Origin of the sequence: Acinetobacter sp. TG2027 (genome assembly GCF_000302435.1) — a bacterium.
GTDB classification, from domain to species: Bacteria; Pseudomonadota; Gammaproteobacteria; order Pseudomonadales; family Moraxellaceae; genus Acinetobacter; species Acinetobacter pittii.
The window spans coordinates 162,260-177,818 of the sequence record NZ_AMJN01000053.1; the positions used below are offsets into that span (position 1 = coordinate 162,260).

General features: G+C 38.0%; 16 protein-coding genes. 9 read left to right on the forward strand and 7 right to left on the reverse strand.

Features of this window, described 5'->3' with window-relative positions:
• Window positions 1-49: 49 nt before the first annotated feature.
• The 5 genes from B806_RS0114880 to B806_RS0114900 all read right to left on the reverse strand — a co-directional run bounded on the left by B806_RS0114880 (window position 50) and on the right by B806_RS0114900 (window position 3,917).
• Window positions 50-361 (reverse strand): metalloregulator ArsR/SmtB family transcription factor, encoded by a 312-nt coding sequence (locus tag B806_RS0114880; protein WP_002121379.1) that lies wholly within the window; start codon window positions 359-361, stop codon window positions 50-52.
• Between the two features lie 468 nt (window positions 362-829).
• A complete protein-coding gene (locus B806_RS0114885) occupies window positions 830-1,393 on the reverse strand; it encodes a TetR/AcrR family transcriptional regulator (RefSeq protein WP_002121343.1) in 564 nt (187 codons plus the stop codon).
• Window positions 1,394-1,746: 353 nt separating this feature from the next.
• Window positions 1,747-2,910: a cupin domain-containing protein gene (locus tag B806_RS0114890; protein WP_002121480.1), complete on the reverse strand. Its 1,164-nt coding sequence runs from the start codon at window positions 2,908-2,910 to the stop codon at window positions 1,747-1,749.
• 30 nt (window positions 2,911-2,940) lie between these two features.
• On the reverse strand, window positions 2,941-3,534 hold the full coding sequence (locus B806_RS0114895) for a Maf family protein (RefSeq protein ID WP_017386815.1): 594 nt from the start codon (window positions 3,532-3,534) through the stop codon (window positions 2,941-2,943).
• Window positions 3,534-3,917, reverse strand: a complete 384-nt coding sequence (locus B806_RS0114900) for a DUF2237 domain-containing protein (RefSeq protein WP_002121396.1) — start codon at window positions 3,915-3,917, stop codon at window positions 3,534-3,536. The genes B806_RS0114895 and B806_RS0114900 overlap by 1 nt, the downstream gene beginning before the upstream one ends.
• Before the next feature lie 138 nt (window positions 3,918-4,055).
• Here B806_RS0114900 and B806_RS0114905 point away from each other — a divergent pair, with 138 nt between their 5' ends.
• The 3 genes from B806_RS0114905 to fba all read left to right on the forward strand — a co-directional run bounded on the left by B806_RS0114905 (window position 4,056) and on the right by fba (window position 6,771).
• Window positions 4,056-5,243, forward strand: a complete 1,188-nt coding sequence (locus B806_RS0114905) for a phosphoglycerate kinase (protein WP_017386816.1) — start codon at window positions 4,056-4,058, stop codon at window positions 5,241-5,243.
• A gap of 123 nt (window positions 5,244-5,366) precedes the next feature.
• Window positions 5,367-5,612 (forward strand): hypothetical protein, encoded by a 246-nt coding sequence (locus tag B806_RS0114910; protein WP_002121463.1) that lies wholly within the window; start codon window positions 5,367-5,369, stop codon window positions 5,610-5,612.
• A 121-nt stretch (window positions 5,613-5,733) separates the two neighbouring features.
• A complete protein-coding gene (gene fba, locus B806_RS0114915; protein WP_002121428.1) occupies window positions 5,734-6,771 on the forward strand; it encodes a class II fructose-bisphosphate aldolase in 1,038 nt (345 codons plus the stop codon).
• A gap of 119 nt (window positions 6,772-6,890) precedes the next feature.
• Here the strand turns inward: fba and B806_RS0114920 are convergent, their stop codons facing one another.
• Together B806_RS0114920 and B806_RS0114925 are read right to left on the reverse strand one after the other, a co-directional pair.
• Window positions 6,891-8,201: a peptidylprolyl isomerase gene (locus B806_RS0114920; RefSeq protein WP_017403199.1), complete on the reverse strand. Its 1,311-nt coding sequence runs from the start codon at window positions 8,199-8,201 to the stop codon at window positions 6,891-6,893.
• Window positions 8,201-10,642 (reverse strand): LPS-assembly protein LptD, encoded by a 2,442-nt coding sequence (locus B806_RS0114925; RefSeq protein ID WP_017386818.1) that lies wholly within the window; start codon window positions 10,640-10,642, stop codon window positions 8,201-8,203. Before B806_RS0114925 ends, B806_RS0114920 begins: the two co-directional genes overlap by 1 nt.
• A gap of 120 nt (window positions 10,643-10,762) precedes the next feature.
• On the opposite strand from B806_RS0114925, the gene B806_RS0114930 reads away from it, so the two are divergent.
• From B806_RS0114930 to B806_RS0114955, 6 genes are all read left to right on the forward strand, one after another.
• Window positions 10,763-11,776 (forward strand): phosphotransferase, encoded by a 1,014-nt coding sequence (locus B806_RS0114930; protein ID WP_017403200.1) that lies wholly within the window; start codon window positions 10,763-10,765, stop codon window positions 11,774-11,776.
• Complete coding sequence (gene murU / locus B806_RS0114935) at window positions 11,776-12,465, forward strand: N-acetylmuramate alpha-1-phosphate uridylyltransferase MurU (protein ID WP_017386820.1); 690 nt, start codon at window positions 11,776-11,778, stop codon at window positions 12,463-12,465. The genes B806_RS0114930 and murU overlap by 1 nt, the downstream gene beginning before the upstream one ends.
• Before the next feature lie 87 nt (window positions 12,466-12,552).
• Window positions 12,553-13,185 carry a 16S rRNA (guanine(527)-N(7))-methyltransferase RsmG gene (gene rsmG, locus B806_RS0114940; RefSeq protein WP_017386821.1) on the forward strand — a complete coding sequence of 211 codons (633 nt, stop codon included), beginning with the start codon at window positions 12,553-12,555 and terminating at the stop codon, window positions 13,183-13,185.
• Between the two features lie 21 nt (window positions 13,186-13,206).
• Entirely contained in the window at window positions 13,207-13,989 is a 783-nt protein-coding gene (locus B806_RS0114945; RefSeq protein WP_002121458.1) for an AAA family ATPase, read from the forward strand.
• Window positions 13,986-14,873, forward strand: coding sequence for a ParB/RepB/Spo0J family partition protein (locus B806_RS0114950; protein ID WP_017386822.1), 888 nt, complete (start codon window positions 13,986-13,988; stop codon window positions 14,871-14,873). The genes B806_RS0114945 and B806_RS0114950 overlap by 4 nt, the downstream gene beginning before the upstream one ends.
• 50 nt (window positions 14,874-14,923) lie before the next feature.
• On the forward strand, window positions 14,924-15,559 hold the full coding sequence (locus B806_RS0114955) for a MotA/TolQ/ExbB proton channel family protein (RefSeq protein ID WP_017386823.1): 636 nt from the start codon (window positions 14,924-14,926) through the stop codon (window positions 15,557-15,559).

Here is a 15,559-nt window from a genome sequence, read left to right on the forward strand (position 1 = left end):
TATTTCAGGAAGTTACTACTATTATTATAAATTTATAATTTAAAAAATATTATTTACTTGCACAGTACAGCTGATGAAGCGTATTTAAAATTGAATGCATATTGTCATCCTTAATTGAATAAAAAATTTGCTTGCCATCACGACGGGTTGATACAACATCACTTTTGCGTAGCATCATAAGTTGTTGTGAAAGAGTGGGCTGGGTAATTTGGGTCTTCTCTTCAATTTGAGAAACATTTAACTCCTCATAAGCTAAGTGACATAAAATTAATAAACGATCTGTATTAGCCAAAGATTTAAGAATTCCAACGACTGAATCAGCCGCATTTTTCATTTCTTCGATTTGGAGTCCATCTTTCATACTTTATACCTATATCAATATAGCGGGCATAGTATAGATTGATCTTATGAAAATGAATGTAGCAAAACTAATCAATCCAATTGTTTTTGTTGAAAAGCAATATAAGAGGAATTGATAAATAAGTAGTCTTTCTAATTAAAAACAACTATTTGTATTTCTTTTGTGTCTAAAATGTTGCTTTGTGTTATAAGTGTAATTGTTAAGTATAAGTGAAACGAAGTCAACCTAAAACAATTTCAATTTGCTTTCGATAAATAGTTAAATCTAATTTATCTTGAGACAAATCATAAAAAAGGATTGAGTTTTTATTTTTTAAATATATAATCTGTTTTGTACAGACAGGTCTGTATATTTTGGTTCAGTAAGGTCGAAAAAAACGTCTAATTGTGAACCAAAATGACTTTCAGACGCAGCGTGATACATAAGAAGAATCATTAAATATAAGAAGAAGAATATCACGCTTTATTTTTATGCTGCTCTTTCGAAATCGATTAATTTTTCTACTCGAGTCCAGTAATCATTAATTTTTATTGAACCATGTTCGACTTGAGCCTGTATGGTCATACCTTCCAAAATATTAACGAGTAGTAAAGATAGGGGAACTGGCTCTTTTACATCATACTGGTTAAGAAGATTTTGCATAAGTTGAGTCAACCAAGCTTTATACAAAGTGGCAGGTTGATGTGTTGAAGGATATTGTTTTAAAACCTCTTCCAAGGCTTTTTGAAACATACAGCCATTAAAATCTTCGCTATTAAACCAGTCGGAATACCATAAAAATACTGCTTTAATTCTGGCAAGAGGGTCTAACTCATCATGTTTTGATAAGGCAGAAGTAAGAGAGTTTTGTAGAAGCGTATTTCGAAGAAGTAGACACTCTTCAATTAATTTTTCTTTTGATGGAAAATGCTTATAGAAAGTCATTTTTGCAACGCCAGATTCATTAATGATGCGATCTACACCTATAGAATTATAGCTATACGAGTTAAAAAGTCTTAATGCGGTGTTAATAATGTCATCTTTTTTCGACATATTTTAGCCTCTCACAAATGAATTGCTATTAGCTTGAACGGTGATCTTTATCAATGAGAATCTAGATAATTTAATTTTACAAGGTATTGTTTGTTATTGATAGAAAAAAGATATTATTTTTTTAAAAGCTGAAGTTTTACTTTTAAGGGAAAGGTAAAGGGTTCTAGGCTATATATTTAAATAATTATACTTCCTTTTTCAAAATCTTTTAACTTCAATATTTTTGCGATAAGTCGCTTTAAAATTTCAAAAGGAAAATTAATAAACAAAAAACAAATCTATTTTTGAGTTTGTCGGCCAATTTAAAAGTGGACTTTCCGTTGCTTTGAAAAGTCCATTTTTATTAAAGTTTCTTACTCTGAAGGAGGTAAAAGCATCAAAATAGATTCATTGAGTAAGTAAGCAACATTCTCAAGGATTTCAAGCTCATTAAATTCGCTATCGAAAGCTAAGCTTTCTCCATCAGCAATAGCTTTTAATTTTGGTGCGAAAGTTTCAGCTATACATAGCGCTTCGCCATTTCCCCAGAAGTTTAGAATTCCGTTATTTTCTGTATAAAGTAGGCGAGAGGCAGGTTCTAATAGAACTTCATAACCTTCATGTAAGATCTCTTGAAGATCATCGGCTTCGATCTCATCAGGTTCTGGAATATTATCTGGATATTTCGGTTCACTCATGTATGACATGATTGCTGCATCAAGTGCTGCAGAGTCTTGCAACTGAGCTAAAACTAAGTCTTTTAGATAGCTTAGTTCAGTTGAGTTAATTTCGCCAATTTGGCTCATTTGTTTGCGTGCGATATCTACAACAGGATTTTGAAGTAAAGTATTAGCTGAAAATTGATCGCTAATACGTTCCATCATTCCTGCAACGTTTGGCATGCGAAAGCCAAATGAGAAAGTTAAGCAGTCATCTTCAGCTACCCCATAATGTGCCATTCCAGGAGGAACATAGAGTAAATCGCCTGGTGCTAAAACCTCATCAAATTGCACATCTATTTCTGGCAAGAGTTTTAATGGTTGATTGGGTACAAATGCAGTATTTACATCGCACATTTGACCTAGCTGCCAGCGACGATGACCATGACCCTGAACTAAAAACACATCATAAAAATCGAAATGTTTCCCAACTGAACCACCCTTAGGTGCATAAGACACCATAATATCGTCGCGGCGCCATTGAGGAATAAAAGGAAATTTTTTCCAAAGTTCAGAAAGATCAAAAGAGTAGTGATCTACTGCCTGTACTAAAATTGACCATAATTTTGGTAGCTTTTGAAAATCACCTTTGGTTAAAGGTGAAGACTTTACGTGCCATTCATTTGGATTTTTATCTTTTTGGCGAATCAGTCTGGCACTTGCATGTTCTTCCAAGGCAAGTTCTTGCACATCCTGAGGTTGTAAAAGACCTATAATTTCTGGTAATCCGTTACGCACCAGTAAAGGTTTTTTCTGCCAATACTCTGCTAAAAATTGCTCGGCAGTAATACCGCCTAAAACTGTTAAAGGTTCTGTCATGGAAATAACCTATTTATAAAATATCTAGAATTAAGGAATTTGTAGATCAAGTTGCCTTAAAATATGGCAAAGTTGAATCATAGGAAGACCCATAAGTATGGTCTGGTCTTGGCCTATCATTTTTTCAAACAAGCTAATTCCTAAACTTTCACACTTAAAGCTGCCAGCGCAATGTAGTGGCTGATCTAATAAAACGTATCGTTCAATTTCAGCTTGATTCAGGTTTCGAAATTTAACTTGATAATGTTCAACGAGCGTTTGCTCAAAGTCTCTATCGAGCCATTGCACGCTAAGTGCTGTACTAAAAAAAACAGTTCGACCAGAATTTTCGGCTAGTTGTGCTTTAGCATTTTCACTAGTCATCGGTTTGCCAATAAAGTCATGCGGAGCATGTTCTCGCCAAGCAACTTGATCTGAACCAATAACGATGGCTGATGGGTTCTGTTCAGCAATCACCTGAGCTTTTGTGAAAGCGAGCCTTTTTGCAAGTTCATCGGCATGGGTTTCATCGCGAGGACTTTCATCAATATCGGGACTAATACAAATATAATTAATTCCAAGACGGTCCATTAAGTCTTTGCGAGTTTGACTACTCGAAGCCAAAATAATTTGTGGCTGAACCATTACACTGCAAATTCCATTAATACATCTAAAGGTACATAGCTTAATACAGCTTGATGACATGCATGTATTTTAATAGGAGGGGCTTCACCCGCTTGATAAGCCTCTACCCAGCGAGTTACGCAGATACACCAGAAATCACCCGGTTTCAGACCAGGGAAACCTACTTCTGGCAAAGGAGTAATAAGATCATTACCAATTTTCTGAGAGAAATTTAAGAAATCAGAGGTCATTTGTGCACATACGGTATGCTGACCAAGGTCTGTTACTGCTGTGTGGCAGAAACCATTTCTAAAATAGCCTGTAATAGGGTCAAAGCAACAACTTGCTAAAGGTTCCCCTAAAACATTTAAGCGATTGATTTGTGGATCTGGATGAATAGACATAATGGGTGAAATATCAAATAACTACCTCTATCATAATCAAAACTGGGGCTTTCTACAGCTTTTATGCAAAAAAACTAACCTTTTTTGATGTAATCATTTAAAATTGGCGCGTTTTTAAAATCATAAAGAGAGCTTTACATGAATTTTCAGCGTATGACTGACCTTAACTTAACAGGCAAACGTGTCCTTATTCGTGAAGATTTAAACGTTCCTGTCAAAAATGGTGTGATTACTAGCGATGCTCGCTTACGTGCAGCATTACCAACTATTAAAGCTGCTTTAGATAAAGGCGCAGCAGTGATGGTATGTTCACATCTAGGTCGTCCTGTTGAAGGTGAACCAAAGCCAGAACAATCACTTGCACCAGTCGCTGCTTATTTAACAGAAGTATTGGGCCAAGAAGTTAAATTATTAACAGATTATCTAGAAGGCGTTGAAGTTGAAGCTGGTCAAGTTGTATTGCTTGAAAATGTACGCTTTAACCATGGCGAAAAGAAAAATAATCCAGAGCTCGCTCAAAAATATGCTGCACTATGTGACGTATTTGTTATGGATGCATTTGGTACTGCTCATCGTGCAGAAGCATCTACTGAAGGTGTAGCTCGTTTCGCTCCAGTTGCTGCTGCTGGTCCTTTGTTGGCTGCTGAGTTAGATGCACTAGGCCGTGCAATGCAAACTCCTGAAAAACCAATGGTTGCAATTGTTGCTGGTTCTAAAGTTTCAACTAAACTCGATGTTTTAAACTCACTTTCTAGTATCTGTGATCAACTGATCGTTGGGGGCGGTATTGCAAATACATTCTTAGCAGCTGCTGGCTTTAACGTTGGTAAATCATTATATGAAGCTGACTTGGTTGAAACTGCTAAACAAATTGCTGCTAAAGTAAGTGTTCCACTTCCTACAGATGTTGTAGTTGCTGATGCATCGCAAATTAATTTTGAAGATTTCTTAGGTTCTTTAGCAGCAGCTCAAGCTGTTGTGAAGAAAGTAGAAGATGTGACTGCAAATGATATGATTTTAGACGTTGGTCCAGAAACAGCTAAAGCATTTGCTGATATTTTAACAACATCAAAAACGATCCTTTGGAATGGTCCAGTTGGCGTATTTGAAGTAGATCAATTTGGTGAGGGCACCAAAGCGCTTTCTCTTGCGGTTGCTCAATCTGAAGGATTCTCGATCGCAGGTGGTGGAGATACATTAGCTGCGATTGATAAATATAACGTCGCTGATCAAATTGGTTATATTTCTACAGGTGGTGGTGCATTCCTTGAATTTGTTGAAGGAAAAACATTGCCAGCAGTTGCTGCTTTGCTTGAACGTGCTTAATACTGTTATATAGAAATAAGAAGGGATTGGGTAACCAATCCCTTTTTCATTGATAAGTCATTAAACTGTCATATATTTGCAATAAAATGTCGAGTATTAAATCACCAACTGTGGAAAATAGTGATGAATTTAAAGCTTACATTTGCTGCTATGTTAATTGTACCAATGATGTTGACTGCTTGTGCTAAGAAAGATGAAGCATCTCAAGCGGGCCAAGAATCAGCTGCATCTACTGCTGTTTCTGAAAAAGTAACGCCTGAGCAACAAGCAGCAATTGATGCGATTGATAAGCCAGTTCTAGATGAAAAGAATACAGATGTGGTTGAAGGTAGTGCGCCAAGTGAGGCTGCTGCTTCAGAAACACATTAATTTGTTGTTTTTTGTTAAAAAATCCCTGCAAATGCAGGGATTTTTTTTGAAATACTGTGATTTGTTGCTGAATTGAAATAAATGACAGGGTAGAATAAGCCGCACTACCTGGGAGGATATTATGGCACTCATTTCAATGCGCCAGCTCTTGGATCACGCTGCTGAACATAACTACGGCGTACCAGCATTTAACGTAAATAACTTAGAACAAATGCGTGCAATTATGCTTGCCGCGGATGCAACCAATTCACCTGTAATTGTTCAAGCATCAGCTGGAGCTCGCAAATATGCAGGCGCTCCATTCTTACGCCATCTTATTTTGGCTGCAATTGAAGAATGGCCACATATTCCAGTGGTAATGCATCAAGACCATGGAACAAGCCCTGATATCTGTCAGCGTTCAATTCAGCTTGGCTTTAGCTCAGTGATGATGGACGGTTCATTAGGTACAGATGGTAAAACACCTACTTCTTATGAATACAACGTTGATGTAACTCGTAATGTTGTTGCTTTGGCACATGCATGTGGTGTTTCTGTCGAAGGTGAGATTGGCTGTTTAGGTAGCCTTGAAACTGGTATGGCTGGCGAAGAAGACGGTGTTGGTGCAGAAGGCGTACTTGATCACTCACAACTTCTTACTTCTGTTGAAGAAGCGACTCAGTTTGTTGCCGATACTAATGTAGATGCATTAGCGATTGCTGTAGGTACTTCACATGGTGCTTACAAGTTCACTCGTCCACCTACAGGTGATATCTTGGCAATTGACCGCATTAAAGAAATTCATGCGGCATTACCAAATACTCATCTTGTTATGCATGGTTCAAGTTCTGTGCCGCAAGAGTGGTTGAAAGTAATCAATGAGTTTGGCGGTGATATTAAAGAGACTTATGGTGTACCTGTTGAGCAGCTTGTAGAAGCAATTAAACATGGTGTGCGTAAGATCAATATCGATACAGACTTACGTTTAGCATCTACTGGTGCAATTCGTCAGTTTATGGCTGAAAACCCAGCTGAATTCGATCCACGTAAATACTTTGCTAAAACTGTAGATTCAATGAAGCAAATTTGTATTGATCGTTATGAAGCGTTTGGTACAGCTGGAAATGCTGACAAGATTCGTCCGATTTCTCTAGAGAAAATGGTTGATCGTTATAAATAATTCCCGTCAGGGTTTAATTTATAGGAACCGGTTATTTATATAACCGGTTTTTTTATTAGGTAAATTTCATGCATAAAAAAACCTGTGACAAACACAGGTTTTAATAAAGAGAAAAAGAGTTACTTTTGTAAGTTCTTTTTGTCTAGACTTGGATCTTTGATTTCTACATATGCATTTGCACGTACTTCACGTAACCAGCTATCAATTTCAGTGTTGAATTGGCGTTCACCTAAAATTTGACGTGCCATACGCTCTTGATATTCATGAGTCATATCTTTTTCACGTTTATCCGTTACTTGTAAGATATGCCAGCCGAACTGAGTTTGGAAAGGTTCGCTAATTTCACCTACAGGAATTTCCTGTATTTTTTTATCAAATTCAGGAACCATCATTCCAGGTGTTACCCAACCCAAACTTCCCCCATCACGTGCTGAACCTGTGTCATTTGAATAGGTTGCTGCAAGTGTTGCAAAATCTTGACCAGCTTTTAAGCGTTTATAGATGTTATCAATAATTTGCTTAGCATTCTCAAGAGTGACTACTTCAGATGGTTGAATGAGAATGTGGCGGGTTTGAAATTGAGGTACTAAAGCTTTTTGCTCATTTTGTTTACGTTCAAGAAGCTTTAAAACATGTACACCATCACGTACTGAAACTAAGTCAGTCGTTTGACCATCTTGTAATGGAGTAATGCGAGCTGCAAGTTCAGCAGGAATATCAGACAGTGGGCGGAAACCCATGTCAGCACCTTCAACTTTTACATTTGCAGTTGAAAGTTTTTTCAAAGCATTTATATCATTACTTTGCGCAAGCTTTGAACGCACTTCTTTAGCTACAGATTGAACTTCTTGTGCATTGTCACCAGAAATGCGCATATGAATTACATGTGCTTGATTACCTAACGCAGCTTGTCCCTGAGGTGATTTTAAGAAGTTTTCTACATCTTGATCACTAATTTTAATACGAGACATCACTTGTTGTTGGCGCAAACGACTAATCGCTAAATCCTCAGCGATTCGGCCACGTAAACTTTCATAAGTCCCTGGTGCCATAGCATCTAATTTCTGCTGGAAAGCTTCTAAACTTTTAGAGCCAGATTGACCTGCTACTTTTAAGACTGCTTCATTTAAGCTTTTTTCATCAGGTTTGATGCCATATTTTTTAACTTGTTCAAGTTGTGCCTCACGTAAGATGAGTTGATCTAATACTTGAAACTGTAAGTATTGCTGAGGTGGCACTTCTTTCTTTTGAGCTTGCAGTTCATGAGCTGCTTCAGCCATACCTTGTTGAAGATCGCTTTTTAAAATTACGCTATTGTCCACAATTGCCACAACTTCATCAGCGGGTTGGGCAAAACTATGCATTGATGAAGAGATTAGGGCAGCAAGTGTAGTTGCTTTAAAAAACTGTTTAAGATGCTTTGTCTTCATTAACGTTGTGTCCAAGATTGATTAATTTTGTTAAAACCTAAAACGCGATTTTCAAGTAAAGACGCGAGTTTATTGTTTAAACCACCTAAACCTTTTAATGTAATTTCGGCCATGATCGCGCGCTTTTCACTAACATCTGGAGATTTTGGATCGTCTAGATCGTTATAGTATGAACGGCCATAGACAGAAATACCCCAGCAACATGACTCATAGTTAACTCCTAGCAAGAGTTCACGGGCAACATCATTGTCCATGTCATATTGTACGTGGCCCATAATACGCCAATTGTCTTTAATTGGTTGTATAAACGATGCAACAACTTGGTCATAAGTATCTTGACGACCAGGAATATCTTTACGATAGAAATAGCCTAAGTTATATAGATTTCCTTTATCACCAGTATAGTAAAGTTGGAAGTCACGTTGAGCATTGTCACCATTCGACATCCAAGCTGAGTTGGCAGCAATGGTAAAGTTTTGGTTAAGCTGGCTTGATAGACTCACCACAGGACCTGTGTTGCGTTCAGTATCAATTTCATCTTGTTGTCGTTGTAAGGTGACACGACGGTCTTCGAAATAGTAACTTTGACCTACACTTGCCCGTAAACGTTCTAAACCTACTGTGTCAAAGAGGCTATAACTTACACCCAATGATAAAAAGTTATTGTCTTCTAGGCGGTCATGACCATAAAAACGGTAAGGGTTAAATAATTGATCATAACTTACTGACGCAGTAGTTGAGTCAAAGTTAGGGTAACCATCTTGATTTTTGTATGGCGCATATGCATAGAAAGCACGTGGTGTAAGTGTTTGTAAGTACTTGCCATCACGTTCAAAGTTCAGTCCAGTGTCTAACGTGAATTGAGGTACAACGACTGATTTGTTTTCGGAACCACCATCTAGATTTTGAGATGCGATACTGTCCTTATCATAAAACGTTTGAATAGAACGTACAGAGACTTCAGGAATCACAAAAGCTGCCGGTGTACGGTAGTTATAACGCGTTGCGAACTGGTTATAAATACGTGTACCACTACTTTCTTGAGCAGAATCATCATTAATTGATTTCTTAAAGTAAGCAGTGTCGTTATTAAATTCGTATTGTAGTCCTAGTGGATTACCAGTGACGTAATTTAATAAGAATTGTGGTAAACGCGCGTATGGTTTATCTGCATCTGCAACTTCAGGATCAAGTGTCTGGAAATCTTCGACCTTAAGCTGTGCTTTTAAACCCGGAATACCATGTTGATAATTAAGTTCCCAAGCTCTACGTAAGTTAAGATCTGTTTTAGAGTTAGGACTGCTATCTAAGTCAGAGAAATAATCTTTATCTGATGCATAGTTATATTCGAGGTTAGTAGACCACTGGTCGTTGATATCCCAATTATGTAAAAAATGGAAATCTTTACGATCTTTGTCATCATAACCTTTGTCAGATGGCAAGATGCCACCCCACATTTCACCAGCACCAAAGCCATCGGTTAAATATCTAAACTCGCCTTTTAGCATTGCACCGCGGTCTGCTAAATATCGCGGAGTAAGTGTCAAATCATAGTTAGGTGCAAGATTTAAATAAACTGGAACAGAAAGCTCAACACCACCATCGTTTGAGAAACCAAATTGTGGGTTGAGAATACCTGTAGTACGGCGGTCGTCAATCGGGAAGTTAAAATAGGGAACAGCTAGAACAGGAACGTCCTTAACATATAATTTTGTTCCACGAGTTACGCCGCGTCCAGTTTCCTGATTTAACTCAATTTTATTGGCTTGGATTTTCCAACCAGGTTTTTGGCCTGGTGGGCAAGTCGTATAGGTTGCATCATTAAGAACCATAACGTTTGGTGAGGTTCTTTCGATTTTTCCTGCATGACCATGGGCATGTTGCTGTTCAGAAATATAAAAACTATTGTCTAAATTCCCGGTTTGGGTTTTTAGGTTGTAATTAATTTCATCACTTTGTGAAAGTAACCCGCCTTGAGCTAACTGTACTCGACCTTGTGCATGCGCAAAGGTTTGGGTCTTATCAATCGTTACTTTGTCAGCACGAACTGTGCGTCCTTCTTGATCAATAACGACATCACCTTCTAAAACAGAATCACCCGCTGGGTTGTAATGTCCGTAGTTAGCAGTAACGACAGAAGTCGCTTTGTCGGCATCTAAAGCTTTGGTCTCAGGGTTAATCGGTGTAACCCATGTGCCTTGGCAAAATGCCGAGCTTAAATATTTATTGTCACGAAGCTGAGCTTCAGGTGCAGATTTATCAACATAATATTGCTGAAAGAATTCTTGACCTGGGTAAGCTTCCTTGATGCTCGCTTTAAGTTGATTATTGTCTATATTGGAGACAACATCAGTTGACTCAGCATAACTTGATTGTATGGAGCCACATAAGAGCGTAAAAATAGCTGTCGCTAAAGGATTAAATTTAAACTGATGCTTCATTGTCTCATTAACCAAGTATGCTAATTCACAATTAATTATTGTCGCATCATAGAGAAAAAGTTTATAAGTGGCTACACTTAACCCTTCAAAAATCTCAGCTTGTTTTAGATTTTATTGCAAATGAATACACAACGTGAACAATTGATATATACATGGCTTACATCTGTTCTTGAAAATGATCAATTTAAGATCGCTTTTTTAGCAGGTGATGCAAGCTTCCGCCGTTATGCGCGTATTGAGTTACAAAATAAAACGTATATGCTCATGGATGCCCCTCCAGAAAAAGAAGACTGTGTTCCGTTTGTGACCATTGACGAGTTTTTTGCGAGCCATGGCGTACGTGTGCCTCAGATCGTCGCGAAAGATCTGGCTCAAGGTTTTCTATTGTTAGAAGATTTTGGTGATGTGCTTTTGTCGGCATTATTAACTAATGAAACTGTTGATAAATACTACGAACAAAGTTTTAAACAACTTATTCAATTGCAGTCTATTGACGGGACTAATCAGTTCCCAGCTTATTCTTACGAAAAATTAATGTCGGAAATGCAGCTACTCACAGACTGGATGTTGCCGTCGCTTTCTATTCAGCCGACTGCTGAACAGAAAAAAACGATTGATAATGCATTTGACTTCTTGGCTCACGCTGCATTAGCCCAACCGCAAGTTATTGTACATCGAGATTTTCATAGTCGAAATTTGATGAAAATTACCGATGAGCAAGAATTAGGGGTAATCGACTTCCAAGATGCTGTTATTGGCGCTGATACATATGATCTAATTTCGATTACTCGTGATGCATATGTTCAATGGAACGCTGATCGTGTTTATCAATGGTTTAAAGTGTTTTATGACCTGTTGCCAGCGTCGACTAAACAAAACCGTAGCTTTGATCAATTTAAACGTGATGCAGATTTAATGGCGATCCAACGCCATATTAAAATTTTAGGCATTTTTGTTCGCTTATTTGAACGTGATGGTAAGTCTGGTTATTTGAAGGATTTACCACGTGTCATGTGGTATTTACTTGAAGAAAGCCGTGGTTACGCTGAACTTGAAGAGTTTATGGCATTTATAAATAATATCGTGATGCCTAAATTTATCGAGAAATATGGTAGCTATGAGGTAGCAGCATAATGAAAGCAATGATTCTTGCTGCTGGCTTGGGCAATCGTATGCGTCCACTTACGCTATATACACCAAAGCCTTTGCTCGAGGTGGGCGGTAAGCCCCTGATTGTGTGGCATATTGAAAAACTTAAGAAAATTGGTGTGACTGAAATAGTCATCAATTCTGCATGGTTGGCCGACAAGCTCATCAGTAGTTTAGGTGATGGCTCTCAATTTGGTGTGGATATCCGTTGGACACGAGAGGATGAAGGGCTAGAAACAGCTGGTGGAATTATTAATGCTTTGCCACTGCTTGGAAAAGATCCTTTTATTCTGGTGAATGGGGATGTATGGACCACAATGGATTTTGAAGGTCTGCGCCATATTAAGCTAAATGATGATTTGGCACATCTTGTGTTGGTTGATAATCCTAAACAGCATCCTGAAGGCGACTTTACATTATTGGATGGGCGCGCTTTTACATTCGATCAAGATGTGACGGGCGAAAACCTCACTTTTAGTGGTGTATCTGTTATTCATCCTAAACTTTTTGACGGATTGGAAGCGGGTAAGCGTCCTTTAGCTCCACTATTGAAGCAAGCGATGCATAATCAGAAAATATCTGGTGAAAAGCTTAAAGGTGCATGGGTAGATGTGGGAACGCCTGAGCGTTTAATGGAGCTAGATTTGCAAATTCGTGAAGGCTTCTACGATTAAGTGTGTAATCCCTAATCGTTAACTAGTGTTCCACGATGCATAAATGGGTATACTTTGTTTTAAATTTTACTTAGATGTTATCTGTTTATGCATCCGTTTTTTCAAGAGTTACAACAGGGTAGTCAAAAATTAGGTTTATCGCTTAGCGATGAAGCTTTGACATTATTGTTGAAGTATCAAGATGCTTTGGTACTTTGGAACAAAGCTTATAATCTAACAGCGATTCGTGATCCGAAAGAAATGTTAGTGAAGCATTTGTTAGATAGCCTAAGTATTTTGAAAGATTTGCCAGCAGGCCGTTTGCTTGATGTAGGTACAGGTGGTGGTATGCCGGGCATGATCATTGCTTTATGTCAGCCGGAACGCTCATGTGTATTACTTGATTCAAATGGTAAGAAAATTCGTTTTTTGAAACAGTTTATTGCTGACCTTAAGTTAAAAAACGTAGTAGCCGTGCAAACACGTGTTGAAAATCAAGATACAATTGATGAGCTTGGTCAATTTGATGTGATTACAAGTCGCGCTTTTGCTTCTTTAACGGATTTTGTGGATGCAGCTCAGCCATATTTGCATCAAAGCAGTATAATTGCAGCAATGAAAGGAGTTGTGCCAGTTGAGGAAATTGAGCAACTTAAGCAGGACTTTTCATGTAAAGTGATTGAGCTGCGCGTACCAAGACTTGATGAACAACGTCATTTACTTTTACTTCAACGTATTTAAATAAAAAGTATTAGGGTTACCATGGCTCAAATTATTGCGATTGCAAACCAAAAGGGTGGTGTTGGTAAAACAACGACTGCAGTAAATCTTGCAGCGTCTCTAGCTGTATTAAAGAAACGTGTATTACTTGTAGATATGGATTCACAAGGTAATGCTACGATGGGGTCTGGTATTCAAAAGAACGATCTTTTGTATTCCATTACGGATGTTCTACTTGGTGAAGTACCAATTGAAACGGCCATTCAAAAAGCAGAAGTCGGATATAAAGTTTTAGGGTCTAATCGTGAACTTTCCGGTGTCGAGCTTGCTATTGCAGAACAAGAGGGCCGCGAATTCATTCTAAAAAATGCTTTGAATGAAATCCGAAACTCATTTGATTTTATCATTGTGGATTGTGCGCCAAGCTTGAGTTTGATTACTGTCAATGCTTTAGCAGCTGTAGATAGTGTAATCATTCCAATGCAATGCGAATATTATGCGCTAGAAGGTTTAGCTGATTTAACCCAGACTATAGATCGTATTCAAAAGGCATTAAATCCTGATTTAGAGATTATTGGCGTATTACGTACAATGTACGATGCACGAAATGCTTTAACACGTGATGTATCTGCTGAGTTAGAACAGTATTTCGGAAAAAAACTTTATGATACTGTCGTTCCACGTAATGTTCGCTTAGCAGAAGCGCCGGCGCATGGTTTGCCTGTTATCTATTTTGAGAAAAGTTCTAAAGGTGCAGTTGCATACTTAAATCTTGCAGCTGAGATGTTGAAGAAAAGTAAAGTGAAGAAAGGAAGTAAAGTATGAGCATCAAAAAACGCGGATTGGCTAAAGGACGTGGTTTAGATGCATTACTTGGTTCAATTCAAAAAGAAAAATTACAGCTGGAAGCACAGGCACTTGACCACGGACAGTTGAAACAAATTGATGTAAATTTATTGAAACGTGGTGAATATCAACCACGTCGCTTTATTCATGAGCATGATTTGCAAGAACTAGCATCTTCTATTGAAAAACATGGAGTGATGCAACCTATTGTAATTCGTCCAGTTGATGATGAAGCACATCCATACGAAATCATTGCTGGTGAACGACGCTGGCGTGCAGCGCAACTTGCGGGTTTAACTGAAATTCCTGCAATTGTTCGTGATTTAAATGATCAGGTTGCTATTGCACTGGCGCTTATTGAGAATATTCAGCGTCAAGATTTAAATCCGATTGATCAGGCTATAGCCTTGCAGCGTTTTCATGATGAATTCGGTTTGAGCCATCAAGAAATTGCTGACACAGTAGGGAAAGCACGTACTACGGTAAGTAATTTACTTCGTTTGTTGAGTTTGGCGGATGAAATTAAAGATTTCATGCAGCAAGGCCAGCTTGATATGGGGCATGCTCGAGCTATCTTGACGTTAAAGGGTAAAGATCAATTAGACGTTGCTAAAATCGTAATTGAAAAAGGACTATCTGTTCGTCAAACAGAGCAATTGGTGCGTGATAGAAGTGAGCCGAAGCAGGAGAGGGAAAAAGCACCTGTAGCACCAGATATTGAACAATTAACACAAAAATTATCAGAGCGTTTTGGCGCTAATGTGAAAATTGATCATAATCAAAAAGGTAAGGGTAAGCTTGTTATTCATTACCATACTTTAGATGAGTTAGATGGCATTTTAAATATTTGTTTGCCTGATTAATTTGCATTTGGGTCATATATTTCTAATTTTATATTCTTGGGGAAGAAGATATGTGGGAACTTGTGAGAGCGGGTGGCTGGTTGATGCTGCCTTTAATTCTATGCTCAATTTTAACTGTTGCGATCAGTATTGAACGTTTTGTTCGGTTAAGACGTTCACAAGTTCTACCCAAAGCATTAATTGATGATAGTTCGTTAAGAACTGAAGATATTGTGGAAAATTTGGAACAAAATGTAGAAGTGCAAAACAGCGCATTGGCTCACATTTTAAAAGCAGGTTTTGATCATCGTGAGCATGGTGAGCAATTTGCACGTGCGCAGATGGAAGTTGCAGCTTCTCAAGAAATTTCTTATTTAGAAAAAAATATTAATTTTTTGGGCACTTTAAGTACTGTGGCGCCTTTATTAGGGCTGCTTGGTACAGTAGTCGGGATTATTGAGTCATTCCTTGTGATTGATTTTGGATCGGCAGGTAGTCCAAGTTTAATGATTCCAGGTATTTCTAAAGCGCTTATTACTACAGCTGTGGGAATGTTAATTGCGATTCCTGCTTTAGTTGCTTATCGCTATTTCCAAAGATTAGTACAAGACTATATTGCTGAACTAGAGCAGCAATCGACTTTATTTCATGCCTCATTGTTCTATAAACGTTCCTCGTCTATAGCAGAACATCGTCGTGTTGGTTGA

Coding starts and splice junctions, on each gene's coding strand:
- B806_RS0114880 (WP_002121379.1), bottom strand. CDS start 361: ATGAAAGATGGACTCCAAATCGAAGAAATGAAAAATGCGGCTGATTCA.
- B806_RS0114885 (WP_002121343.1), bottom strand. CDS start 1,393: ATGTCGAAAAAAGATGACATTATTAACACCGCATTAAGACTTTTTAAC.
- B806_RS0114890 (WP_002121480.1), bottom strand. CDS start 2,910: ATGACAGAACCTTTAACAGTTTTAGGCGGTATTACTGCCGAGCAATTT.
- B806_RS0114895 (WP_017386815.1), bottom strand. CDS start 3,534: ATGGTTCAGCCACAAATTATTTTGGCTTCGAGTAGTCAAACTCGCAAA.
- B806_RS0114900 (WP_002121396.1), bottom strand. CDS start 3,917: ATGTCTATTCATCCAGATCCACAAATCAATCGCTTAAATGTTTTAGGG.
- B806_RS0114905 (WP_017386816.1), top strand. CDS start 4,056: ATGAATTTTCAGCGTATGACTGACCTTAACTTAACAGGCAAACGTGTC.
- B806_RS0114910 (WP_002121463.1), top strand. CDS start 5,367: ATGAATTTAAAGCTTACATTTGCTGCTATGTTAATTGTACCAATGATG.
- fba (WP_002121428.1), top strand. CDS start 5,734: ATGGCACTCATTTCAATGCGCCAGCTCTTGGATCACGCTGCTGAACAT.
- B806_RS0114920 (WP_017403199.1), bottom strand. CDS start 8,201: ATGAAGACAAAGCATCTTAAACAGTTTTTTAAAGCAACTACACTTGCT.
- B806_RS0114925 (WP_017386818.1), bottom strand. CDS start 10,642: ATGAAGCATCAGTTTAAATTTAATCCTTTAGCGACAGCTATTTTTACG.
- B806_RS0114930 (WP_017403200.1), top strand. CDS start 10,763: ATGAATACACAACGTGAACAATTGATATATACATGGCTTACATCTGTT.
- murU (WP_017386820.1), top strand. CDS start 11,776: ATGAAAGCAATGATTCTTGCTGCTGGCTTGGGCAATCGTATGCGTCCA.
- rsmG (WP_017386821.1), top strand. CDS start 12,553: ATGCATCCGTTTTTTCAAGAGTTACAACAGGGTAGTCAAAAATTAGGT.
- B806_RS0114945 (WP_002121458.1), top strand. CDS start 13,207: ATGGCTCAAATTATTGCGATTGCAAACCAAAAGGGTGGTGTTGGTAAA.
- B806_RS0114950 (WP_017386822.1), top strand. CDS start 13,986: ATGAGCATCAAAAAACGCGGATTGGCTAAAGGACGTGGTTTAGATGCA.
- B806_RS0114955 (WP_017386823.1), top strand. CDS start 14,924: ATGTGGGAACTTGTGAGAGCGGGTGGCTGGTTGATGCTGCCTTTAATT.